Origin of the sequence: Streptomyces rubradiris (genome assembly GCF_016860525.1) — a bacterium.
Lineage (GTDB): Bacteria > Actinomycetota > Actinomycetes > Streptomycetales > Streptomycetaceae > Streptomyces > Streptomyces rubradiris.
Genome location: NZ_BNEA01000015.1, coordinates 1 through 20,029, shown reverse-complemented (window position 1 = coordinate 20,029; position 20,029 = coordinate 1). Strand labels below are relative to the sequence as shown.

Genomic DNA, 20,029 nt, shown 5'->3' with positions numbered 1-20,029 from the left:
ACACGGAGTTGCGTACGGGATGCAGTCACCGCCCCTGCGATCCCCAGCACGGGCACTCAGACGCCCGCGTGCACGGTCACGGCGGACCCCTTCGTGGGCCCGGCGCCGTGGGCTGGCGCGGGTCCCGGTCGCCGGGGCCCGCACGCGATGTGTTCAGTTTGCACGGGGTGTGTTACCGGTGGGAATCGCGCTGTTACACGGCCGTAAAGCCCACGGTGGCCCCGACCGAGGTCTCGGGGCTCCGCCGGTCAGTCGCCGCACGGGCTCCAACGGGCGAGACCTGCCGCCAACTCCCGTGACGACAACCGGACATGCTCCCCGTCGCGTACCAGCACCTCGCCTCCGACCAGCACGGACGCCACCGTCCTGCTACCCGCGCACGTCAACAGCGTCGCACCCGGATCGCGGACCGGAAGGCAGGCGTAGTCCCGGTCGAAGCGGTGCAGGACGAGGTCCGCCCGCATCCCCACCCACACCCCGCCGTCCTGGTTCTCCTCGATCCCGAGCACCCGGTTCGCGCCACCCACCGCCATCGTGAACATCTCGGGGAACCCGAACAGATCCGCCTTGCGGTGCGCGGCCCGCTGCAGGTACGCGCCGATGCGCAACGCCTCCAGGATGTCCTGCGTGTCGTTGCTGGCGGCCCCGTCGACCCCGAGACCGACACTCAGGCCGGCCTCCAGCATCTCGGGCACCGGTGCGATCCCGCTGCCGAGCCGCATATTGCTCAGCGGGTTGTACGAGACACCGACGCCGTGCCGGGCGAGGGTGGCCCGCCCCTCGGCGTCGAGCTCCACGCAGTGCACGGCGAGCAGCCGTTCCCACAGAAACCCGGCCCGCTCCAGATACTCGACGGCGCCGACCCCTGTACGGTCACGGCACATCGTGTCGTCCGTGGTGGTCTCCAGCAGGTGCAGCGAGACGGGCAGTCCGCGCTCCTCGGCGTACGTGCGCACGGCGCCCATGCCCTCCGGCGTCAGACACCGCGGATTGGGCACGGCCACGCCGACGTTCACTCGGCTGCCGCGCGCCTGCGAGATCAGTTCGTCGGTGTGCGCGAGGGCCTCCTTCAACGGCTGCATCAGCCGCGGATCGAAGCCCCACTTGCGGCTCCGGTCGGCCCGGTCGGCGACGCCCCGGCACAGCACGGCCCTTACGCCGCTGTCCTTGAGAGCCCGAAGTACTGCGTCGTGCACCTCGGGCGACGGGTGCGGCCACATGTGCTCGACGAGCGTGGTGGTGCCGCTGCGCAGTGCTTCGGCCGCCGCCGCGGCGGCGGCCGCGTAGGCCCGCTCGGGCGTGAGCAGCACCGCCTCCTCGCCGACGGCACTCAGCCACGCGAGCAGCCCGAGCCCCTCGCCGATGCCGCGCAGTCCCGTCTGGAAGAGGTGGGTGTGGGTGTTGACGAGGCCAGGCGTCAGGTGTCCGCCGCGTCCGTCCAAGACCTCACCCCTGGACGGGAGTTCACCGTGTGCCGAGATCGCCGTGACCCGTCCGTCGGCAATGTGCACGTCCATACCGGGCAACCAGCGGCTCCCGGTGTGGACAGTGACGTCCGTGATCGTCCCGAGAGTCATCGGGCGGACTCCTTCCCGTGACGGGCCGCTCCCGTGGGGGAGAACAGCAGATGGAGCAGGAACGCCACGATCCCGGTGACGGCGATGCCGCTGTCCAGGACGGTGCGCAGGTACGAGGGGAGCGGCGCGTAGAAGTCCGGTGCGCCGAGGGGGATCATGCCGAGCGCGAAGGCGAGGGCGACGGTCAGCAGATTCCGCGGCTCGGTCAGATCGGCGCGTGCGAGGATGCGCAGCCCGACGGCGCCCACGGTCCCGAACATGACCAGCGAGACGCCGCCGAGGACCGGCCCCGGCACGGCGGCGACGGCGGCCCCGAGTACGGGCACGAACGCGAGCACCACCATCAACACTCCCGACAGAGCCACCACATGACGGCTCCTCACACGAGTCACGCTCACCAGGCCCACCGACTGCCCGAACGTCACGATGGGGAAGGAGGCGAGCGCCCCCGACAGCACAGTGGCGGCCCCGTCCGCGCGCAGCGCCCGTACGACGGTGGGCGCGTCGTTGCCACGGCCGACGATCTGGCCGACCGCGAGGGTGTCGCCGACGGACTCCACCATGTTCACGAGCTGCACGACCAGCATCGCCGCGATGGCGGGCACCACGAACGCGGGCGCCCCGAAAGCGGTCGGATCGGGTGCCGTGACGACGCGCGCGTCCGCGACCCCCGACCCGTCGAACAATCCCAGCGGCAGTGCGGCCACGGTCCCCATGGTCATGGCGAGAAGCACCGAGAACCGGGCGAGCGCGGGCGGCGCGACGCGCTCCACGACGACCACGAGCAGCACCGTCCCGGCGGCGAGCGCGAGCCCGCGGCCACCGCTGCCGCCGGCCCCCTCCCCGGCGATAAGACCGGCCGCCGAAGGCACCAACGAGAACCCGATGACAGCGATGATCGTCCCGGTGACCAGCGGCGGAAACAGATGCAGACAGCGTCCGAACCAGGGAGCGACGGCCAGCGTCACCAGGCCGGACACGACGGTCGCCCCGAACACGGCGGCGAGCCCGTGCTGCTGCCCGATGAGGACGGCGGGGGTGATCGCGGTGAACGTGGAGCCCATCACGATCGGCAACCGCGCCCCGAACCATTTCGGACCCAGCGACTGCAACACGGTGGCGACCCCGCTGACCAGCAGGTTCGCGCTGATGAGCAGCCTTGTCCGGTCCTCGGGCAGATGGAGCGCGGTCCCCACGAGCAGCGGCATCGTAGCCATGCCCGCGTACGCGACGAGCAGATGCTGCAGGCTCAGCGGCACAAGCCGCCGCCACGGCGGCCGTACATCGACGGGGTGAGGCCCTTGGTGTGCGGGCACGACGGCATGCTCGACAACAGCCATCGTTCCTCCTCACAGTTCGGCGGAAGACGGCTGGTTAGCGCCCAGGCAAGCCCCGCCCCCGGACGCACACCGGCCGTTGCAGCCATGACCGGTGTAGGGGTGACGGTAGGAAGGCGGTGTTTCGGCGGCGTTGCGCTCAGGAAACCGCGGTGTACCCGAAGGGCATGGCGCAGGCGGGGGTTCGAAGACAGGGCCTCGTCTTCTTCCTTCTCCTCGGGCTGACGGGCTCCCGAGCCGCCGCCGTCCCGGCTGTGCACCGGCCGCACGCACTTCCTCGCCCGTCTCGCCGCGCGGACGGGCCCCGGGGGAGGCGACGAGGCCATGAGCGACGACCGCCGCGTCTACGGCACAGCTTGAGCGTCGGCATTTCCCGCCTCGGACATGGTCGTCGAGGCTCTGCGGGTCCTTGCTGTGCAGCAGAATGCCGTACTGTCATATGCCGCTGCTCGGCCTTGCAGCACTCGCCATCCATCAGAGCCGGCGGAAGAAGCCGGCCGCCATCGCCGGCCCGGCGAACAGCAGGTGGCGGTCGTGGACTCCTGCTCGCACCGCCCTGCCGGATAGTGCGACAAGTTCCCCGCGCATGCCGAGTCCGGGTGGGCCGCCCCGGGAGCACCCGGCCGGCGGCACGCTGGTCCGTCGGCGACGAGGTGTACTCCGGCCCGGAACTCCGCACGAGGCGACGGGAGTTCCGGCTCGGCCGCGCGGTCGGGGTGTCCCGCACCCACACGATCTCGGACCGGACGAGATCACCTTCTCCCGCTGCCGGTCGGCCGAACACGTCACCCTCGCCCAGCTGATGGACGTGATCTGCCGATGATGGCGGGGCGAGGAGACCTTCGCTTCGGCGGGACCTTCACCGGCCCGGAGGGACAAGTTCTCCGCGTACGCCGCTCGTTTGACCCCGCAGAGAGGCCGCTCGGGCAAGAATCTCTGCCCCTGGACGCGGCCCGTCGGACATGTGCCGCGCACCGCGGCCGGGAGATCATGGTGGTCAACCGCTGGATCAGGAGGTCAGGACACATGCGGCAGCGGCAGGTGGCGGTACGGGGCGAGGAGCGGCAGGACCGCGGTCGGGGGCGGGACAGCCGGCCGGCCGGTGCCCCGGCATCCGTACCGGGCGCCCCCATGACTGCCCTGGCCATGCAGAGGTCGGCGGGCAACGCGGCCGTCGTGCAGATGATCCGGTCCGGGGCCGTCCCCCGGCCGGTCGTCCAGCGGATGCCCCAGGACGGTTCCGGGGCGGGGGATTCGTCGGCGGGCAGGGCTCCGAGCGAGATCATGAAGGAGATCAGGAGCCAGATCAAGAAGGTCCCCGAAGGGGCCGACGAACCGCTCATGAAGGACTACGGCGGCCTGCGGCAGGGGCGGGCGCACGGCGAGATGGACATGCGGTTTCCGCGTTCCAAGGAGGGACAGGAAGCCCAGCAGACGCTCACCGAGACCAGCGCCCTCCTCTTCGACAGCATGAAGGGTGCCCAGGAGCGGGCCAAGGTGCAGGACCCGGAGGCCGAGGACGAGGGCGACGACCGCGAGGTCCAGGGCATGCTGATCAACGACCGCCTGGTCTTCGCGTCGAACTTCGACGCGTCGGTCGACACCCTCGTGCAGGTCGGCAGCGAGGAGGCGGGACAGGCCCCGACCCTCGAGCAGCTGCTGGCGATCGAGCAGAGCGAGGAAGGCCGTTACAAGGGACTGCGCGAACACGAGCAGCGGAACCTGCGCGAGAAGCTGGCGAGCTACCGGCGCAAGAACAAGGCGATCGTCGGCGGACTGCGCGGCACACCCGGTGGCGAACAGGGTCGTGGCGACGATCCCGCGGCGCAGGCCCTGCACGCCAAACTGGGCCAGCCGGTCATCGTCCTGGACCTGCACAGCGAGAACCTGCGGGAGATGCTCACCGACACCGACCACGAGGGCAGGGTGTTCCTGCTCCGCTTCGGCGCCGGGCCCGGTGGGGCGAAACAGGGAAGGCCGGACAAGTCTGTCCACGCCGAGCAGAAACTCCTCCTGGCCCTGAGCGCCGCCGGTATCCGCCCGCAGCACGATGTGCGCGGCTCTCTGGCGATCAGCGGCAAGTACCGCCCCTGCATGGGCTGCGCCGCGGCGCTCATGTACTACAAAGAGCGCCTGGGATTCGGGCAGTTGAGCTTCAACCCCAACTACGGTCACTATTTCCAGAGTTCCGTGAACACCCTGTACGAGCACCACCGGCACATGATCGACGAGCACTACCTCGGGTTCATCCGGCACATGGTCGAGGAGGAGGTCACGAGCACCCCGGCGGGATGGAACGAGGCGGCGCCCGAGGGGGCCGAGGAACGACGGGGCGGTCCCACGCTCCGGGTGCCCGGCAAGTACGCGTCACGGCAGGCCGACAACACGCCCCCGAACAGTGACGCGGAAGACGGCCCGGAGGACATGCCGTACCGGCGGATCCCCGAACGGAGGCTGGAGCAGACCTGGGAGGAGGAGACGGCCCACATCGGCATCGGCACGGGCGCGGCACAGACCACCTGGCGCCGCACCGGCGAGACCCTGTCCCCGGAACAGGCCCAGGAACTCCACGACTTGTGGAACTTCGGCTCCGACGGTCGGACCCCCACCGAGGCCGACTGGCATCGGGCACTGGACCTCGCCGGGCGGTATCACACGCAGCAGGGCATGACATACGAGTACCTGGGCGGTGTGGTCGGGAGGAATCCGGAGAAGTTCGGCAGCATGATCGCCAAGCACCTCAAGGAAGGCCCCCAGCGGCACGTGCCGACGAGGTCCAGCAAGATCGAGAGCCGGCCACGGAAGCGGGTGAAGACGGGGGCGGCGGACAAGCAGTTCACCAAGGGTGGAAAGATCGACGACGATGGCAAGGCCGAACTCACGGCTGTCATCGAGCGGCTCCTGCCCCACAGCTCCTGGTGCCAGGACTGGAAGCAGCGGCACGAGGCAGGGACCGGACCCGACCTCAAGCCCACCGGGATGCCCGACGAACTGCTCCTCAAACTGGCCGAGTTGCGGGAAACCCCTGGGTACGACGTGCCGAGCATGTCGCAGTTCCTGTACACCGGCGAGAACGGCGACAACCTGCGCAAGGCCATCAACCGCAAGGGGAAGAAGCTCCTGGACGCGCGACGGACGACGACCGACGTCACCGCGCCGGTCGACTACGACGGGGACACCGAGATGGACGGGGTGTGACTCTTTGTCGCCACCCGGTCGGGAACCGCTGACTTGTCTTGGCGTGGCGACCGTCACGACACGTTGCTTCCCCTCCGCGGCACTCACTGGCATGGCGGGTGAGCTCGCCGTCCCGTGGTCGGGCGGCTGGATGCCGCGGGGCCCGGAAGCGGGCCGGCCGGGGGCGCGAGCCCGTACTGGGCGGCCTGGGCGGTGAACATGGCGTGATACCGGCCGCCCGGGCGGGCCATGAGTTCGTCGTGGGTGCCGTCCTCGATGACACGCCCCTGGTCGAGGACGTAGATGTGGTCGGCGTGCGCGGTCGCGGCGAGCCGGTGGGTGACGAGGACGACCGCGTGCCCTTCCTCGGCCAGGGACCACAGCCCGCGGAAGACGGCGATCTCCGCATGGGGCATCCAGGGCGCTGGCGGCCTCGTCGACCAGCAGGAACGGCGCCCGCCGGTACCGGGTGCGCGCGGAGCCCGGCGGGGCCAGGAACCGGGACTGCTGGACGTCAACCGTCGGCTCGGTAAGCGCGGCCACCTCGCTGTCAACTGGCCCGTGGAGTACGGGGGCCGGGCGGCACCCCGCAGCAGAAGACCGTCGTGACGGAGGAACTCATTGGGCACGGTGTCCCGGACATCGTGCACACCCTGAGCATCGACATCGTCGGCCTCGCCCTGCTGATGCCCAACACCGGCGAGCAGAAGAAGCGCCTGCTGCCCGGAATCGCCCGGAGTGAGGGGGCGGCGTCGATCCTGTTCAGCGAGCCGGGTGTCGGCTCGGACCTGGCGGCGCTGGAGACCAGGGCCGAGCGGGACGGCGACGGGTGGCGGCTGCGCGGCCGCAAGGTCTACGGCATGAAGTCCCACCTCGCCGACTTCGCGCTGTGCGCCGCCCGGACCAGCGAGTCCGATGTGAAGTACCACGGCATCACCTTGTTCGTGGTGCCGCTGAAGACCCCCGGCGTCGTGGTGGGCCCGCTGTGGAACCTCAGTGACGAGCGGTTCGGTGACATCACCCCGGCCGGTGTCCGGGTCACCCGTGACGACGTCGTCGGCGACGTGGACGGCGGCTGGGAGGTGATCAATTACGTCCTGGGCCTGGAGCGCACCGGCGTGGAGTTCGAGGCGAAGGCGGCCCGGTGGTGCGACGTGCTGCTGCGGCACGCCGCGGACACCGGCCTGCTGACCGGGGTGAGCCGGGGCGCCCTGCGGCTCGCGGTCGGACGTGCCCGCGAGCGGCGGTAGTTCGGCCGTCCCATCGGCCACCAGCAGACTCTCGCCTTCTGGCTGGCCGAGCCGGCGCCCGCGTGGATGCCGTGGGGCTGGTGGTGCGCGCGGCGGCCCGGGAGGCGGACCGCCCGGACACCGTCGGCGCCCAGACCGTACGGCTGTCGGCCGCGCAGGCGCTGGCGATGGCCGCGCAGATGGCCCGGCGCACGGCCGGCGAGGCGATGCAGATCCACGGGGCGCACGGCATGACCGAGGACAGTGACGGCGCAGCTCTTCCACCGGCGGGCCGCCGTCGTGTCGCTGTGGCTTGGTTACCCGGCCGAACTGCTCGGTGAGGCAGCGTCGTTGCTGCGCGCTCGGATCGCCGCGCGGCCGCGTCGGGTCGTCGTGTAGAACTGCACCGTGACGAGCGCACGCGATGGAGACGGGACTGTGAACGAGGTACGACGTTGAGCGACGCCGTGAACAAGGAGACACCCGCCGACGCCGGTGCGGGTGCCGCGGCCGATGCGCGCACCGAGTTCTGGGCCGGCGCCCGCGCGATGACCCCTTTCATGATCGCCGCGTTCCCCATGGGCATCGTCGCCGGGGCCGCGGGGATCGCGGGCGGTGTGGGCTGGCTCGGCACTGTGGGCATGGGTGCGGCCGTGAACTCCGGCACCGCCATGCTCGCCGGCCTGCAGCTCCTGCGCGACGGCTCGCCGACGCCGGTCATCCTGCTCACCACCCTGGTGCTCAGCCTGCGCATGATGATCTACGCCGTCATGCTCCGCCCGCACCTCAGCGACCTACCGCAGCGCTGGCGTGCTGTGCTGGCCTTCGGTCTGGTCGATGCCACGTTCTTCATCGTCATCGAACGCTTCAAGAAGCCGGCCGGCATCCGTGAGCGCCAGTGGTACTTCCTGGGCAGTGTCACCGCGATGTTCGCCAACTGGATCAGTTCCCTGGTCATCGGTACGGCGTTGGGCAGCGCGGTGCCCGGCATCGCCGGCGAGGGCCTCGAATTCCCGATGACGGCGCTGTTCATCGCGATGATGGCCGGGGCCCTGACCAATTGGAAGATCTGGGTCTCGGTCCTGGGCGCCGGCGCCCTGGCCCTGATCTCCCACCCGCTGCCCTACAACCTGTATGTCGTCGTGGCGACGCTCGGCGGAGCCGTCATCGGCGCGCTGTGCGAGGTGGCGGAGAAGCGCCACAAGAAGAGGGCGGAAACCCCTGACACCCCCGAGGCGGTGTGAGATGACGCTGACCCTTTTGATCATCGGCATGGCGTTGTGCGCGTTCGCCACCCGCTGGGTCCCCCTCGTCCTCTTCGGGGACCGGGAACTGCCCGATGTGGTCAAGAGCGCTCTGAACTACGTGCCCGGCGCGGTGCTCGCCGCCCTGGTCTTCCCCGCGGTGCTGACCCCGATGTGGGACGGAGGCGACAGCGAGTGGGCCGTGCCCACCCTCGTCGGCGGCGTGGCCACCTTGGTGGCGGGCCGGTTCGTCAAGCACTTCCTGGTCGTCACCGTGATCGGTGTCGTCGTCTTCTTCCTGGTCAAGCGCCTCTTCGGCTAGGTGGAGCAGGTCCTCCCGCGGCCCGCAGAGCCACCGCCCAGGGCCCGCAGGGCCCGGTGGGCCACCGCCCGGCGGCCCGCAGAGCCACCTCCCACGCCCGGGAAAGACACCTGCTCGGCCGTCCCTTTTCTCGGTGTGAGTGAGGTTGTTCGGCGTTACAGGTTGCCTGTGGGTGTGCTTGAGGGTGATTTGGCTGTGGTGGTGGCTCCTACGTGTGCTGTGCCGCGTTCGGGTTGTCTGGTGCGTGAGGAGCGGGGTCGTTGGGCTTTGAGTCTGGGTAGTTTGGTGGGTGATTTGCCGCGTTTGGGTGACGACCGGTCTTTGCTTCGGTTTGCCGGGGGTCTTGCGGCTGGGGATATTCGTGAGGTGCTGGGTGAGGCGGAGCCGCTTGGTGAGCCTGCGTTCCCGTATGTGTCTGGGCGTGTGTGCTTTCGGTATGGCAGTGCTCGTGGTCTGCCTTCCGGGCTGTTGCTGATGGGTTTGGGTTGTGTCCACGGGGATCTGGTCGGTTCGCGGGCTGCGACTGTTGCGGCTTTGGAGGCGTTGGTCCTGCGTGAGTTCCTCGGTGCGGGGGGCACGGTTTCCGGGTACCGGTTCCATCATCGGGCCTGGCGTTTGAGGGACCGGATTTTTGCCCGGACGCATGCTTATATTCCCCGGTTTTCTGTCACTTTGCGGCATTTGCCGTTGTCTTTGAGGCTGCGTCATCGTCTGCTGGACCGGGTTGTGCAGGCGGCGGTGTGTGACGCGGAGGCGGCTTTGAGGCTGTTGGGTGCGTATGGTCTGGTGCGGTGGTAGGGGCGTGGCTGTGGGGCTGGGCCGGGTGTGGCCTTTGTGGTGTGCCTGGTGCGGGTTCGGGGTGGTTGGGTGTTTCCTTTCAGGAGTCAACAGGTCAACACTGGTGTTGGGCTTTGTGGTCCCTTCATGCTGGTGGCACGGCCGCGCGCGGCCTGTGTGGCCGCGGCCCGGCCGACGGACAGGGGACGACGGACGGACATGATCGGTGACTGCAGGCATGCAAGCGACAGACATCGTGCGCGGGGGGCGTCATGCCATGGCGCGTTCTGCTCCTCGCCGGGCGGGGCTTCCGCTTATCGACGCTGGAGGCGGCGGTCAGAACGCGGCCGGCGTGGCTGTGGCCGGGCCGGTGCCGGCCCGGGCGCGGGCTGGTCACAAGGGCCAGATCCTCACCACCCGGGTGGGATTGCGCCTGCCGGCGGCGCTGCCGTTCGAGACATGGCAGGCGGCCGGCCGGAAGCTTTTCCAGACGGCCGACTCCTTCGCCTGGTGTCTTGGGGACTGGCTGGTGTATGGGCAGGACAAGTACGGTGACCGGTACCGCCAGGCGGTGGAGGCGGCCGGCCTGGATTATCAGACGCTGCGTAACTATGCGTGGGTGGCGCGGAAGTTCGATGTCTCGCGCCGTCACCCTCAGCTGAGTTTCCAGCACCACGCCGAGGTGGCCGCGCTGCGACCGGGTGATCAGGACGTCTGGCTGGCGCGGGCGCATGACAACGGCTGGTCGAAGACAGAGTTGCGGCGCAGGGTGCGTGCCCACCGGGGCTCGGCGGAGCGCCGGGGTCTTGCCCGGTTGCCGCTGGTTCAGGTGGAGAGTGAAGCGCTGACGCGCTGGCAGGCTGCCGCCGAGCTCGCCGGTAAGCCGTTCGCCGACTGGGTCACGAGCGCTTTGGACGTGGCGGCCTGTGGCACGGCGAAGCACTGCGACGCGGGCTGAGCGGCCGGGGCCGAGGGCGGTCCGGCGGTGCGTTGCGCGGTGCCGGGCGGTCCGCCGGGCAACGCCGCCGGTCACGTGTCGTGGCGTCGGTCGTTCTCGCTGTCGTCGCTGTCGTCGCTGTCGTCGCTGTCGTCGCTGTCGTCGCTGTCGTCGCTGTCGTCGCTGTCGTTGCTGCCGTTGCTGTCGTCGCTGTCGGGGTGGGGTTGTTCGTCAGCTGATGCTGCGGGGGAAGCGGAAGAAGCCGTGCGGGTCGTAGGCGTGCTTGATGCGTGCCAGGCGGGGGTAGTTTTCGGCGTAGTAGGCGGTCCGCCAGTCTTCCAGGGCGGGGTCCATGTAGTTTTGGTAGCTTTCGGGCAGGGAGTGGCGGTCGAGGACGGCGAAGCCGTCTGCGAGCCAGTTTTCACAGGCTGCTGTGTCTTCGCTGGTGTAGGCGGGGTCGGGCAGTTCTGCGGTGAGTCCGGCCAGTATCTGGGTGGTGCGGTGTACGTAGGCGGTGTCGGTGCGGGCCGGTTCGTTCGCGGCGCCTCCGAGGGCCTCGAAGTACAGTTTGCGGGTCTGTCCGGTTCGCATGTGCGTGGGGTCGGTCAGGACTGTCAGGAGGTCCTCGATGTCGGCGGGGGGCACCGTTGAGTCGAACATCCGGGACCGGGTGCGGTAGTAGTTCCAGCGGGGCACCATCGATTCGGGTGTGGTGCCGGCCCGGTGGCATTGTGCGGTGGTGAGGGTCGCGCAGCCGTAGATCTGCATCATGCCTTGCTGAAGCGATCTTTCTGCGACGGTCCGGTTGAGGGGGTTTGTGCCGACTGCTGCGACGAGTTCGTCGATATGGCGGTCGAGGTCTTCCACGGTGCCGTACCAGGTGCCGGCGATGCTCACCATGGTGTCGGGTGAGGGGGGGCTTGCGGAGCCGGCTATGAGCAGCGAGGAGAGGTCGTTGGGTGCCCTTGTCACCCACTGCTGCCAGTTTTCGATCGTTGTGGCCGTGTCGCCTGCCGACCAGACCAGTCTGTAGCCGGTCAGGGTGGTGCGTCGTATGGGTTGCAGTGTGTAGCTGGTGACGACGCCGTAGTTGCCGCCGCCGTTGCCGCGCAGTGCCCAGTACAGATCGGGGTTGTCTTGGGCCGAGGCGCGTACGGCGCGCCGGTCCGCCAGTACCACTTCGGCTGAGACGAGCCGGTCGCAGGCCATGCCGTATTTGCGTGTCTGATGGCCGATGCCGCCGCCCTGGATGAATCCGCCGGCGCCTACGGTGGGGCAGAGGCCGCTGGCCAGGGCGAGCCCGTGCGGGGTGAGGGCTGCCAGCGCGTCGACTTGCTGGGTGCCGGCCCCGATCGTGACGAGTGTTTGGTCGGTGGTGACCCGGTTCAGCCGGGAGACGTCCAGTATTATGCCGGTCGTCGTCGAGTAGCCGCCGAAACTGTGTCCGCCGCTGCGGGGAACGGTGTGTATCCCTTTGTCCTGGGCGAACGCCAGGACGGTCTGGACATCCTGTGTGTTCTGGCAGTAGGCGATGGCCATCGGGTGGGTGGTGTCGAACTGGCGGAGTGACTGCTCGCGGGCCTGTTCGTAGCGTGCGTCCGACGGCAGGATGAGATCACCGTCGAGGTGACGGCTCAGTGCGTTCCAGCCGGCCGTGCCGCGGCGCCGGGTGGTGCTGCCGGCGGCGGATCCGGTCGGCCCGAGGAGGCCTGTCACCGCACCGGCCGTCGATGCGGCGGTCAGGCTCAGGACAGCACGGCGAGTGAGGTTGCCTGCCACAGTGATTCCCCCATACGTGTAAGACGTTGCCGTGATTCTCATCATTCGCTGAGAGCGGGCGCAAGGACGAGGGCCGTAACTGACCGCCCTCACTCGGGGTTTTCGGGCGGATACCGGTAACGAGGGGAACGGCCCGGCACCCCGGCACCCCGGGCCCCGTGGCGGGGGGGAGGGGTTGAGCACGCGGGTGTGTGAGCCGGCGGCCGCCCGCGCCGTCGGGCCGGTGTCTGGATGTCCTGGCCGGCGGGCCGGGGGGGGGGATGTTCGTTGTGCTGTACCGGGGGGTGTGCTGCCCTGCTCGGCTGTGGCAGGTCGGCGCGGGGCGTCCGGGCCGGTTCTGCGTTCTTCGGCCAAGAGGGGGGCACCGGTGGGCGCTGCTGTTCAGGCATGGCCCTCGCGGTTGTGTGCCGCGGGGCGTGTGGGCGGCCGCCTGACGCCGGTGTTTTGCATGCTGTGCCGGGGGAGGTGGCGGGCTGCGTCGTCACGAGCGCGTGTGAGGAGCCGGGGGGCCTGGTATCCGTCGTGCGGGCCGGTCGGGGAGCGGCGCTTGAGCAGGTCTCGAACGGCAGGGCTCAGGATGCAGGGCATGAAGGCACTCGTGCTGGCCGGCGGGAGCGGTAGCCGGTTGCGCCCGTTGACGCTCTCGATGCCCAAGCAGCTGATCCCCGTCGCGAACGAGCCGGTCCTGCGGCACTGCTTGCGCAACATCCGGGCCATGGGCATACGGCAGGTCGGCGTCGTGGAGGGCGAGCACGGCGACCAGATCCGGGCGGCGCTGGGGGACGGGGCGGCGCTGGGCCTGGACCTCACCTACATCCGGCAGGACACCCCGGCCGGGCTCGCGCACTGTGTCCGTATCGCCGCGGGCTTCCTCGGCAACGAGGATTTCGTCCTGTACCTGGGTGACAATGTGGTGGTCGGTGATCTGGCGGGCGCGGCCGAGGAGTTCAGGTCCAGCCGGCCGGCCGCGAAGCTGCTGCTTGCCAAGGTCGCCGATCCGAGCCAGTACGGTGTGGCCGGCCTCCGTGCGGACGGCAATGTCCGTGCGGTGGTGGAGAAGTCGCCTTGCCCGCCGAGCGATCTGGCGATCATGGGTGTCTACTTCTTCACGCCGGAGATCTGTGCCGCAGTAGACCGGATCAGTCCCAGCCCGCGCGGTGAACTGGAGATCACCGACGCGATCCAGTACCTGATCGATGCGGGGGGTACCGTCTCCGCGCAGCCTTTCACCGGCCTGTGGAAGGACACCGGCACGGTCGAGGGCCTGCTGGCCTGCAATCGGCTGCTGCTGGACGGGTTACCTCCGAACATCGCCGGTGTGGTCGACGCGGCGAGTGTCGTGCACGGCGATGTGACGGTGGAGAGCGGTGCGCGGGTGACCCGCTCCGTGCTGCGCGGGCCGCTCGTCCTCGGCGCGGGCAGCGTGGTCGAGGACAGCGTCCTGGGCCCGTATGTCGCCCTCGGGCCGCAGTGCCGGGTGCGCAAAGCCGTCGTGCGGGACTCGATTCTCCTGGGCGGCTCCGTCGTGCGGGGAGGGCCACCGGTCACCGGTGAGATATCCAACGGCCGGCTGCGGGTCACGGCACCTGCCACCTCCTCGGCCGAGGACCGCAGTGCGTCGTGATCAGCGTTCTTCCGGGTTCGTCCTGCCCGCACCGATCGCCGCCGCGGCGGCCGCGTCGGCCGCGGCGGCGGTCGGCGGCCCGCACACCGAGCCGCAGGAAGAGCACCGCGCATGCTGCCGCGCCCGCCCGTCCACCCCGCATCGCGGGCGCGGGGCGGGCGGATCACTCGCCCGCCGGGCTGTATGTGTCGGTTGCCCGGGACGGGTCGTGCCGGGGCACCGCCATGTTCCTCGCCGGCGGGGGCGTCCCGGCCGTGCGGGGAGCGGTCTACGGGCGGGCCGGCGCCGGCCCGCCCGGCCCGCCGTCACCGCGAGCGACGAGCGTACCGGCCCGGCCGTGGCCCGGCTGACCAGGTGAGGGCGGGTGTCACCGCGCTGCGCGCGGTGCGCTGGCGGACCTCGTATCGAAGGGATCGAGCATGACGACCGCGACACAGCTGGCAGCGCGGGATGACACCCGGCTGCCCGCACGGCTGGAGCGTTCCCGGCGGGCCGTCGTGGCCGGTACGGGCATGCGGACCCAGGACGTCGACGCCTGGCTCGCCGGGCGCCGCCAGGCGCACCGCTTCACCGTCGAGCGGGTGCCGCTTGAGAAGATCGACGGCTGGTCGTTCGAACCGGGAAGCGGCAATGTCGTGCACCGCAGCGGGCGGTTCTTCAGCGTGGAGGGGCTGGATGTCGCGATCGACGGCCGGGCGTGGCAGCAGCCGATCATCGTGCAGCCCGAGGTGGGGATCCTCGGCATTCTGGCCAAGGAGTTCGACGGTGTCCTGCACTTTTTGATGCAGGCCAAGATGGAGCCCGGTAATCCCGGCCTGCTGCAGCTCTCGCCGACCGTGCAGGCCACCTACAGCAATTACACCGGTGTGCACCGGGGCGCCGATGTGAAGTACCTGGAGTACTTCACGCGGCCGGGAAGGGGCCGGGTGGTCGCCGATGTGCTGCAGTCGGAGCACGGTTCCTGGTTTTTGTGCAAGTCCAACCGCAACATGATCATCGAGACGTTCGACGAGGTGCGGCCGGACGAGGACTTCTGCTGGCTCACGCTGGGACAGATCGGCAGCCTGCTGCGCCGTGACCATGTCGTGAACATGGACGCGCGCAGTGTCCTGGCCTGTGCGCCGATGGCGCCCGCGGAGGCGGGCGCGGTGCGCTCGGACACCGATGTGCTGTCGTGGTTCACCAACGAGCGGGCCCGGCACGAGGTGCGGGCCCGGCGTATCCCGCTGGCCGAGGTGAGCGACTGGGTGCGCACCGAGGACCACATCCGCCACGTCGACAACCGGTATTTCCGGGTCGGCGGGGTGTCCGTCGTCGCCGGCAACCGTGAGGTGACCTCGTGGATGCAGCCGCTGCTGGAGCCGGTCGGCGTGGGTTTGTGCGCGTTCCTGGTCCGCCGCTTCGCCGGGGTGGTGCACCTGCTGGTCCACGCCCGGGCGGAGGGGGGCCTCCTCGACACCGTCGAACTCGGGCCGACGGTGCAGTGCACCCCGCAGAACTATGCCCATCTGCCGGAGCGGGAGCAGCCGCCGTTCCTTGATCTGGTGCGCCGTGCGGGAGCGGACCGGATCCGCTACGCGGCGCTGCACTCGGACGAGGGCGGCCGTTTCCACAACGCGGTCAGCCGCTGCCTGCTGGTGGCGGCCACCGAGGCGGAGGCGGGTGCCGAGCCGCCGCCCGGGTTCGCCTGGGTCACTCCCGGCCAGCTGCATTCGCTGGCCCGGCATGGCCACTACCTGAACATGCAGGCGCGTACGCTGCTCGCGGTCGTGGGGCTGCTGGAGGGGCTGTTGTAGGCCGGCGGCGCTATCGGGCGCTGTGGGCGAACGCCTCGACGCAGCGCCGCAGCGCGAGGTGCAGCGGCACCCGGGGGCGCCAGCCGGTGGCCGCCCGGAACCTTGAGGAGTCGATCGTGACGCTGTGCATGTCGGTGGCCGTGGCGAAGTCGGGCGGCGGCAGGCACACGACGGGCACCGGCGGCCGCCCCAGGTGGGCGCCGACCAGGTCGGCGATCGTCCGCAGGACATCGCCCAGGGGCACGCCGCGGCCGGTGCCCAGCAGCCAGTGCCGGCCCGCGAGCACCTGGGCGTGGTCGATCCCGGCGAGGAAGGCGTCCGCGGCGTCGTGCACGTACAGCAGGTCGCGTTCGACGGTGCCGTCGTTCCACAGGGTGAGTTCCTCGCCGGCGAAAGCCTTGCGCACCATGGTGCAGACCACGCCGCGGCCGGTCAGCCGTCCCCGCGGGCTGTCCCCGTACACGGTGGGCAGCCGCAGGGAGACGCCGCGGACCAGCCCGGCGGCGTCGGCGGCCTTGAGTATCTGCTCGGCTGTGTGCTTGTGCCGGTCGTAGGCGGTCGTGGGCCGGTCGGGTTCGCTGCCGTCGATGGGCATCCGCTCGGGCAGGCCGGCCTGCGAGGTGGAGCCCGCGAACAGGACGGCGGGCGGCCGGCGGGTGTTGCCGAGCAGGCCGACGAGGTCGCGCATCACACCGACGTTCACTTCTTCGGCGGCCGGGTTGCCCGCGGCCTCACGCCAGTCGGCGGTGTGCATCAGCAGATGGACCACCGTGTCCGCGCCGGCCACCGCCGCTTCGAGCGCGGCGCGGCCGGTGAGGTCGGCGCACACCGTCTCGATGTCGGCCACCGCGCCGGCCGGCACCGGCTGCGGGCGGCGGCCGACGGTGCGCAGCCGGACCGGGCGCCGGGCGAGGGCTTCGACGACTGCGGCGCCGATGAAGCCCGAACCGCCCAGCACCACGATCAGCGGCCGGTGACCGCCGTCCCCCGCGGCCGTCACCGCGGCACCGCCCCGGCGCGGTACAGGGCCTGCCAGTAGTAACTCCACGACACCGCGCGTTCCCGCGCCACGCACTGCCACCGCGGGCCGGGCCGGTAGGCGGACACGAAAGCGGGCACCTTCTGCAGCACCGCCTCGCTGTCGTGGATGTCGATGACGTCGCGCAGCAGCCCGCTGTTGAGCGCCAGCTCCACCACGGCGGCGCCCTGCGAGTGGCCATCCAGCGTCTTGTCGATGTACTTGCCGACCGGGTTGTTGACGTAGAAGTGCGCGCAGGTCGCGTCGATGAGCGCGAGGTAGTCCCCTACGGTGCCGGGGTCCATCTCGGCGAACGAGTCGATGTTCAGGCACAGATCGAAGCGGGCGCCGCGCACCTGCTCCTCCACCTCGTCGACGCCCACGAAACGGATCTTCGCGAACTGCTCCGGCTCCAGCACGGTGTGCAGGTACCGGCGCGACAGGGCGAGCGTGTTCGGCAGATCGACGATCGTGTATCCGGCGACCTCGTGGTTGGACAGCAGGGTGTGACAGGTCCGGCCGTAGCCGGCGCCGATCTCCATGATGCGGGCGCCGTCGAGGGGCAGGTTCGCCGCCATGAACTCGACCTCGTGCACCGCCTGCAGATAGTCCAGGCACACCGGTTCGCCGTTGCAGCGCACCGCATAGGGGTCGCCGACCTCCCGGTTGCGTGTGCGCTGCAGCCGCTCCCTGTTGGCGGGGCTGAGCTGCATGCCCAGGGCGAAGGTGAGGGCCTTGAGGTAGCGCACGCCGTTGGGCTGCGGGTTCCACAGCGCCAGCTTGAAGTTGACCCCGTTCGACTTGAACCCGGCGAGGTCGGCCACGGCCTCCTCGGTGATGTGCGCCTCGTTGATGTGCAGCCACTGCGCGCTCGGGCCGTAACGCCGGTGCACCTGACCGGTCATGACTGGGCCTCCTTCGCCCTGGCCTGGCCTTCCGGCCCTCGCCTGCGGTGTCGCTGTCCGGCGCGGCCGTGTGCCGCCCCGTGCGCTACGGCCTCCTTGGCCCGGTCCGGGCGGCGCACGGCGCCCACGAGCACATCGTGCTGGAGCTGCTGGAGCGTGTGCGACGGTTCGATGCCCAGGTTCTGGTCCAGCGTGCGCCGCAGTTCGCGGTAGGCGTCCAGGGCTTCCGCGCGCCGGCCCGCCTCGCTCAGGGCGATCATCAGCTGTTCGTGGAACCACTCGTCGAAGGGATGCTCGGCCGCGGCCAGCCGCAGCTCGGGGATGAGTTCGTGGTGCCGGCCGAGCCGCAGGTCGGCCAGGATCCGGGTGCGGACCGTCCGGGTGCGCACCTCCTCCAGCTTCCGGATGTGCGGGGTCAGCACCGGGCCCGCGGTGATGTCGGCGAGCACCCGGCCGCGCCACAGCGCGAGCGCCTGCCGCAGACGGCGGGCCGCCCGCTCCGCGTCGCCCGCGGCGTAGGCGGCGGCACCTTCCGCACTGAGCCGCTCGAAGACGAACGCGTCGATCTCCGACTCCTCGCACCGCAGCAGGTAACCCGGCGGGCGGGTCTCGATGAACTCGCCCTCACCGGGCCGGCCGGCGCACCGCAGGTACATCTTGCGCAAGTGATAGATGTACGTCTGCGCCGCGGTGACCGCCCGGCGCGGGGGGTTCTCCCCCCACAGTTCCTGGATGATGCAGCCCCGGTCGACCACCTGGTTGGCCCGCAGCAGCAGCAGGGCAAGCGTCCAGCGCACCCGGGTCGCGCTGGGTGTGCTCGGCGTGCCGTCTATCGAACTCTCGAAGGGACCGAGTACTCGGAATTTCATGACTGTTTTCCTACACCCGCCGCGCCGGGCCCGGCAGCTGGCTGAGTGAGTAGTCGTCCGCCCTGCGCCCGGTGCTCACGCCCCGCCGGGCGGCATTCTTCACGCGGGACAGCGGCGCACGGACGCCGCTCATGCGCGGCGGCCACGCGCAGTCAATCTGAGGGATGGGCGCCGCGACACCGCTGGCTAGTCTGAACTCAGCCGCGAGCCAGCCCGGTTCAGCTGTCCAGGTACCTGTTCGGAAAAACAGATCAACGGTTGCCGAGGTCCAGAATCATGCCTTTGCGGATGCCATGAAGATCCTTTTCTCCAGCCATCCCGGTTATGGCCACACCCACCCTTTGCTGCCGCTGGCCCTAGCCGCCCGGCAGGCCGGCCATGACGTCCTGTATGCCACGGGTGAGAGATTCCACCCGCTGCTGCGAGGGCTCGGATTTTGTACCGTGCCGGCCGGGATGCCGATCCGGGATGCCTTCGCCGCCGCCTTAGCAGGGACGGACGGGACGAACGGGCAAGTGCCGCCGGAGGAATGGCTCGAGCCCGCGGTCCGGGTGTTAAACGAGATACTGCCCCGCCGGTTCGCCGCCGACCTGCTGCCCGTGCTGCGGGCACAGCGGCCCGACCTGGTGGTGTACCAGGCCGGTAACCCGGGAGCCGGGCTCGCGGCACACCGCGCGGGCATTCCCGCCGTATGCCACGCCAACGCCCGGGCGGAGGCGATCGACCCGGCAGACCGGTGGCAGCGGCGCGGCATGCAGCTGCTGCGCGCGGTCGCTGCCGAGAACGGTGTGGAACTGCCCGAGGGGCAGTACCTCCTCGGTGACCGGTACCTGGACATCTATCCGGACCCGCTGCAGGAAACGTCGTTTGTGGACCGTCCGGAACGGATGTTGCTGCGCCCGGTGCCCTTCAACGAATCCGGTGAGCTGCCGCAGATCGTCCTGGCCGGACGGAAACGGCCGCTGGTCTACCTGACGCTGGGCACCGTTCTCGGCACCGCTGCCGCCCTGCGCGCCGCCGTCGACGGGCTGTCCGCCCTGGACGCCGAGGTGGTGGTGGCGGCCGGGCCGAACATTTCGCTGGCCGATTTCCCTGCCCTGCCCGCTCATGTGCACCTCAAGCAGTGGGTGCCGCAGGCGGAACTGCTGTCACTGGCCGATCTCGCGGTGCACCACGGCGGTTCCGCAACCACCCTCGGCGCGGCCGGTTCCGGGGTACCGCAACTGTTCCTGCCCATCGGATTCGACGGGTTCCTCAACGCCGGCGCGGTCGCGGCGGCCGGTGCCGGCAGGCGGCTGCTGCCCGAGGGGGTCCAACGATGGGAGGACCGGCGCCGCTGCGATGTCGTCTCCGCCGCGGCCGTCACCGAGGCAGCCGGCGGGCTGCTGGCCGATCCCGGGGCCAGACAGGCGGCCAAGGCCATCGCCGAGGAGATCGC

The 20,029-nt window shown here is 70.2% G+C and carries 16 protein-coding genes and 1 pseudogene; 10 read left to right on the top strand and 7 right to left on the bottom strand.

Features of this window, described 5'->3' with window-relative positions; genetic code table 11:
• Positions 1-248: 248 nt before the first annotated feature.
• Entirely contained in the window at positions 249-1,577 is a 1,329-nt protein-coding gene (locus Srubr_RS13535) for an amidohydrolase family protein (protein WP_189996971.1), read from the bottom strand.
• Positions 1,574-2,917, bottom strand: a complete 1,344-nt coding sequence (locus tag Srubr_RS13530) for a uracil-xanthine permease family protein (protein WP_189996970.1) — start codon at positions 2,915-2,917, stop codon at positions 1,574-1,576. Before Srubr_RS13530 ends, Srubr_RS13535 begins: the two co-directional genes overlap by 4 nt.
• A gap of 1,128 nt (positions 2,918-4,045) precedes the next feature.
• Between Srubr_RS13530 and Srubr_RS13525 the strand changes: the two genes are divergently transcribed.
• Positions 4,046-6,112, top strand: a complete 2,067-nt coding sequence (locus Srubr_RS13525; RefSeq protein ID WP_189996969.1) for a hypothetical protein — start codon at positions 4,046-4,048, stop codon at positions 6,110-6,112.
• Between the two features lie 83 nt (positions 6,113-6,195).
• Here the strand turns inward: Srubr_RS13525 and Srubr_RS13520 are convergent.
• A pseudogene (locus tag Srubr_RS13520) lies at positions 6,196-6,574 on the bottom strand (ABC transporter ATP-binding protein); the annotation flags it as partial.
• A 122-nt stretch (positions 6,575-6,696) separates the two neighbouring features.
• On the opposite strand from Srubr_RS13520, the gene Srubr_RS13515 reads away from it, so the two are divergent.
• The 6 genes from Srubr_RS13515 (at position 6,697) to Srubr_RS13490 (ending at position 10,839) form a co-directional block, all read left to right on the top strand.
• Positions 6,697-7,341, top strand: a complete 645-nt coding sequence (locus Srubr_RS13515) for an acyl-CoA dehydrogenase family protein (RefSeq protein WP_189996968.1) — start codon at positions 6,697-6,699, stop codon at positions 7,339-7,341.
• Positions 7,236-7,661, top strand: coding sequence for an acyl-CoA dehydrogenase family protein (locus Srubr_RS41425; protein ID WP_308439912.1), 426 nt, complete (start codon positions 7,236-7,238; stop codon positions 7,659-7,661). Before Srubr_RS13515 ends, Srubr_RS41425 begins: the two co-directional genes overlap by 106 nt.
• A 114-nt stretch (positions 7,662-7,775) precedes the next feature.
• Complete coding sequence (locus tag Srubr_RS13505) at positions 7,776-8,564, top strand: AzlC family ABC transporter permease (protein ID WP_189996966.1); 789 nt, start codon at positions 7,776-7,778, stop codon at positions 8,562-8,564.
• Position 8,565: 1 nt separating this feature from the next.
• Positions 8,566-8,886 (top strand): AzlD domain-containing protein, encoded by a 321-nt coding sequence (locus Srubr_RS13500; RefSeq protein ID WP_189996965.1) that lies wholly within the window; start codon positions 8,566-8,568, stop codon positions 8,884-8,886.
• Positions 8,887-9,901: 1,015 nt separating this feature from the next.
• The gene (locus Srubr_RS13495; RefSeq protein WP_229927009.1) at positions 9,902-10,621 is read left to right on the top strand and encodes an LmbU family transcriptional regulator; all 720 of its coding nucleotides are present in this window, start codon (positions 9,902-9,904) and stop codon (positions 10,619-10,621) included.
• 80 nt (positions 10,622-10,701) lie between these two features.
• Positions 10,702-10,839 carry a hypothetical protein gene (locus Srubr_RS13490; protein ID WP_189999762.1) on the top strand — a complete coding sequence of 46 codons (138 nt, stop codon included), beginning with the start codon at positions 10,702-10,704 and terminating at the stop codon, positions 10,837-10,839.
• On the opposite strand, the gene Srubr_RS13485 is transcribed toward Srubr_RS13490, so the two are convergent.
• Positions 10,832-12,316 carry an FAD-binding oxidoreductase gene (locus Srubr_RS13485; RefSeq protein ID WP_203855019.1) on the bottom strand — a complete coding sequence of 495 codons (1,485 nt, stop codon included), beginning with the start codon at positions 12,314-12,316 and terminating at the stop codon, positions 10,832-10,834. The genes Srubr_RS13490 and Srubr_RS13485 overlap by 8 nt on opposite strands.
• A gap of 649 nt (positions 12,317-12,965) precedes the next feature.
• Between Srubr_RS13485 and Srubr_RS13480 the strand changes: the two genes are divergently transcribed.
• Positions 12,966-14,003 (top strand): glucose-1-phosphate thymidylyltransferase, encoded by a 1,038-nt coding sequence (locus Srubr_RS13480; protein ID WP_189999760.1) that lies wholly within the window; start codon positions 12,966-12,968, stop codon positions 14,001-14,003.
• A 419-nt stretch (positions 14,004-14,422) separates the two neighbouring features.
• On the top strand, positions 14,423-15,799 hold the full coding sequence (locus tag Srubr_RS13475; protein WP_189999759.1) for an NDP-hexose 2,3-dehydratase family protein: 1,377 nt from the start codon (positions 14,423-14,425) through the stop codon (positions 15,797-15,799).
• 10 nt (positions 15,800-15,809) lie between these two features.
• Here Srubr_RS13475 and Srubr_RS13470 read toward each other — a convergent pair whose 3' ends face one another.
• From Srubr_RS13470 to Srubr_RS13460, 3 genes are read right to left on the bottom strand one after another with little or no spacing between them, the layout of a single operon-like run.
• Positions 15,810-16,799: an NAD-dependent epimerase/dehydratase family protein gene (locus tag Srubr_RS13470; protein WP_203855018.1), complete on the bottom strand. Its 990-nt coding sequence runs from the start codon at positions 16,797-16,799 to the stop codon at positions 15,810-15,812.
• Positions 16,796-17,722: a putative sugar O-methyltransferase gene (locus Srubr_RS13465; protein ID WP_189999758.1), complete on the bottom strand. Its 927-nt coding sequence runs from the start codon at positions 17,720-17,722 to the stop codon at positions 16,796-16,798. The genes Srubr_RS13470 and Srubr_RS13465 overlap by 4 nt, the downstream gene beginning before the upstream one ends.
• Positions 17,719-18,591, bottom strand: coding sequence for an AfsR/SARP family transcriptional regulator (locus Srubr_RS13460; protein WP_189999757.1), 873 nt, complete (start codon positions 18,589-18,591; stop codon positions 17,719-17,721). Before Srubr_RS13460 ends, Srubr_RS13465 begins: the two co-directional genes overlap by 4 nt.
• Before the next feature lie 164 nt (positions 18,592-18,755).
• On the opposite strand from Srubr_RS13460, the gene Srubr_RS13455 reads away from it, so the two are divergent.
• On the top strand, positions 18,756-20,029 hold a 1,274-nt coding region (locus Srubr_RS13455), incomplete at its 3' end, for a glycosyltransferase (RefSeq protein WP_203855017.1).

Coding starts and splice junctions, on each gene's coding strand:
- Srubr_RS13460 (WP_189999757.1), bottom strand. CDS start 18,591: ATGAAATTCCGAGTACTCGGTCCCTTCGAGAGTTCGATAGACGGCACG.
- Srubr_RS13495 (WP_229927009.1), top strand. CDS start 9,902: ATGCAAGCGACAGACATCGTGCGCGGGGGGCGTCATGCCATGGCGCGT.
- Srubr_RS13535 (WP_189996971.1), bottom strand. CDS start 1,577: ATGACTCTCGGGACGATCACGGACGTCACTGTCCACACCGGGAGCCGC.
- Srubr_RS13530 (WP_189996970.1), bottom strand. CDS start 2,917: ATGGCTGTTGTCGAGCATGCCGTCGTGCCCGCACACCAAGGGCCTCAC.
- Srubr_RS13525 (WP_189996969.1), top strand. CDS start 4,046: ATGACTGCCCTGGCCATGCAGAGGTCGGCGGGCAACGCGGCCGTCGTG.
- Srubr_RS13480 (WP_189999760.1), top strand. CDS start 12,966: ATGAAGGCACTCGTGCTGGCCGGCGGGAGCGGTAGCCGGTTGCGCCCG.
- Srubr_RS13465 (WP_189999758.1), bottom strand. CDS start 17,722: ATGACCGGTCAGGTGCACCGGCGTTACGGCCCGAGCGCGCAGTGGCTG.
- Srubr_RS13475 (WP_189999759.1), top strand. CDS start 14,423: ATGACGACCGCGACACAGCTGGCAGCGCGGGATGACACCCGGCTGCCC.
- Srubr_RS13500 (WP_189996965.1), top strand. CDS start 8,566: ATGACGCTGACCCTTTTGATCATCGGCATGGCGTTGTGCGCGTTCGCC.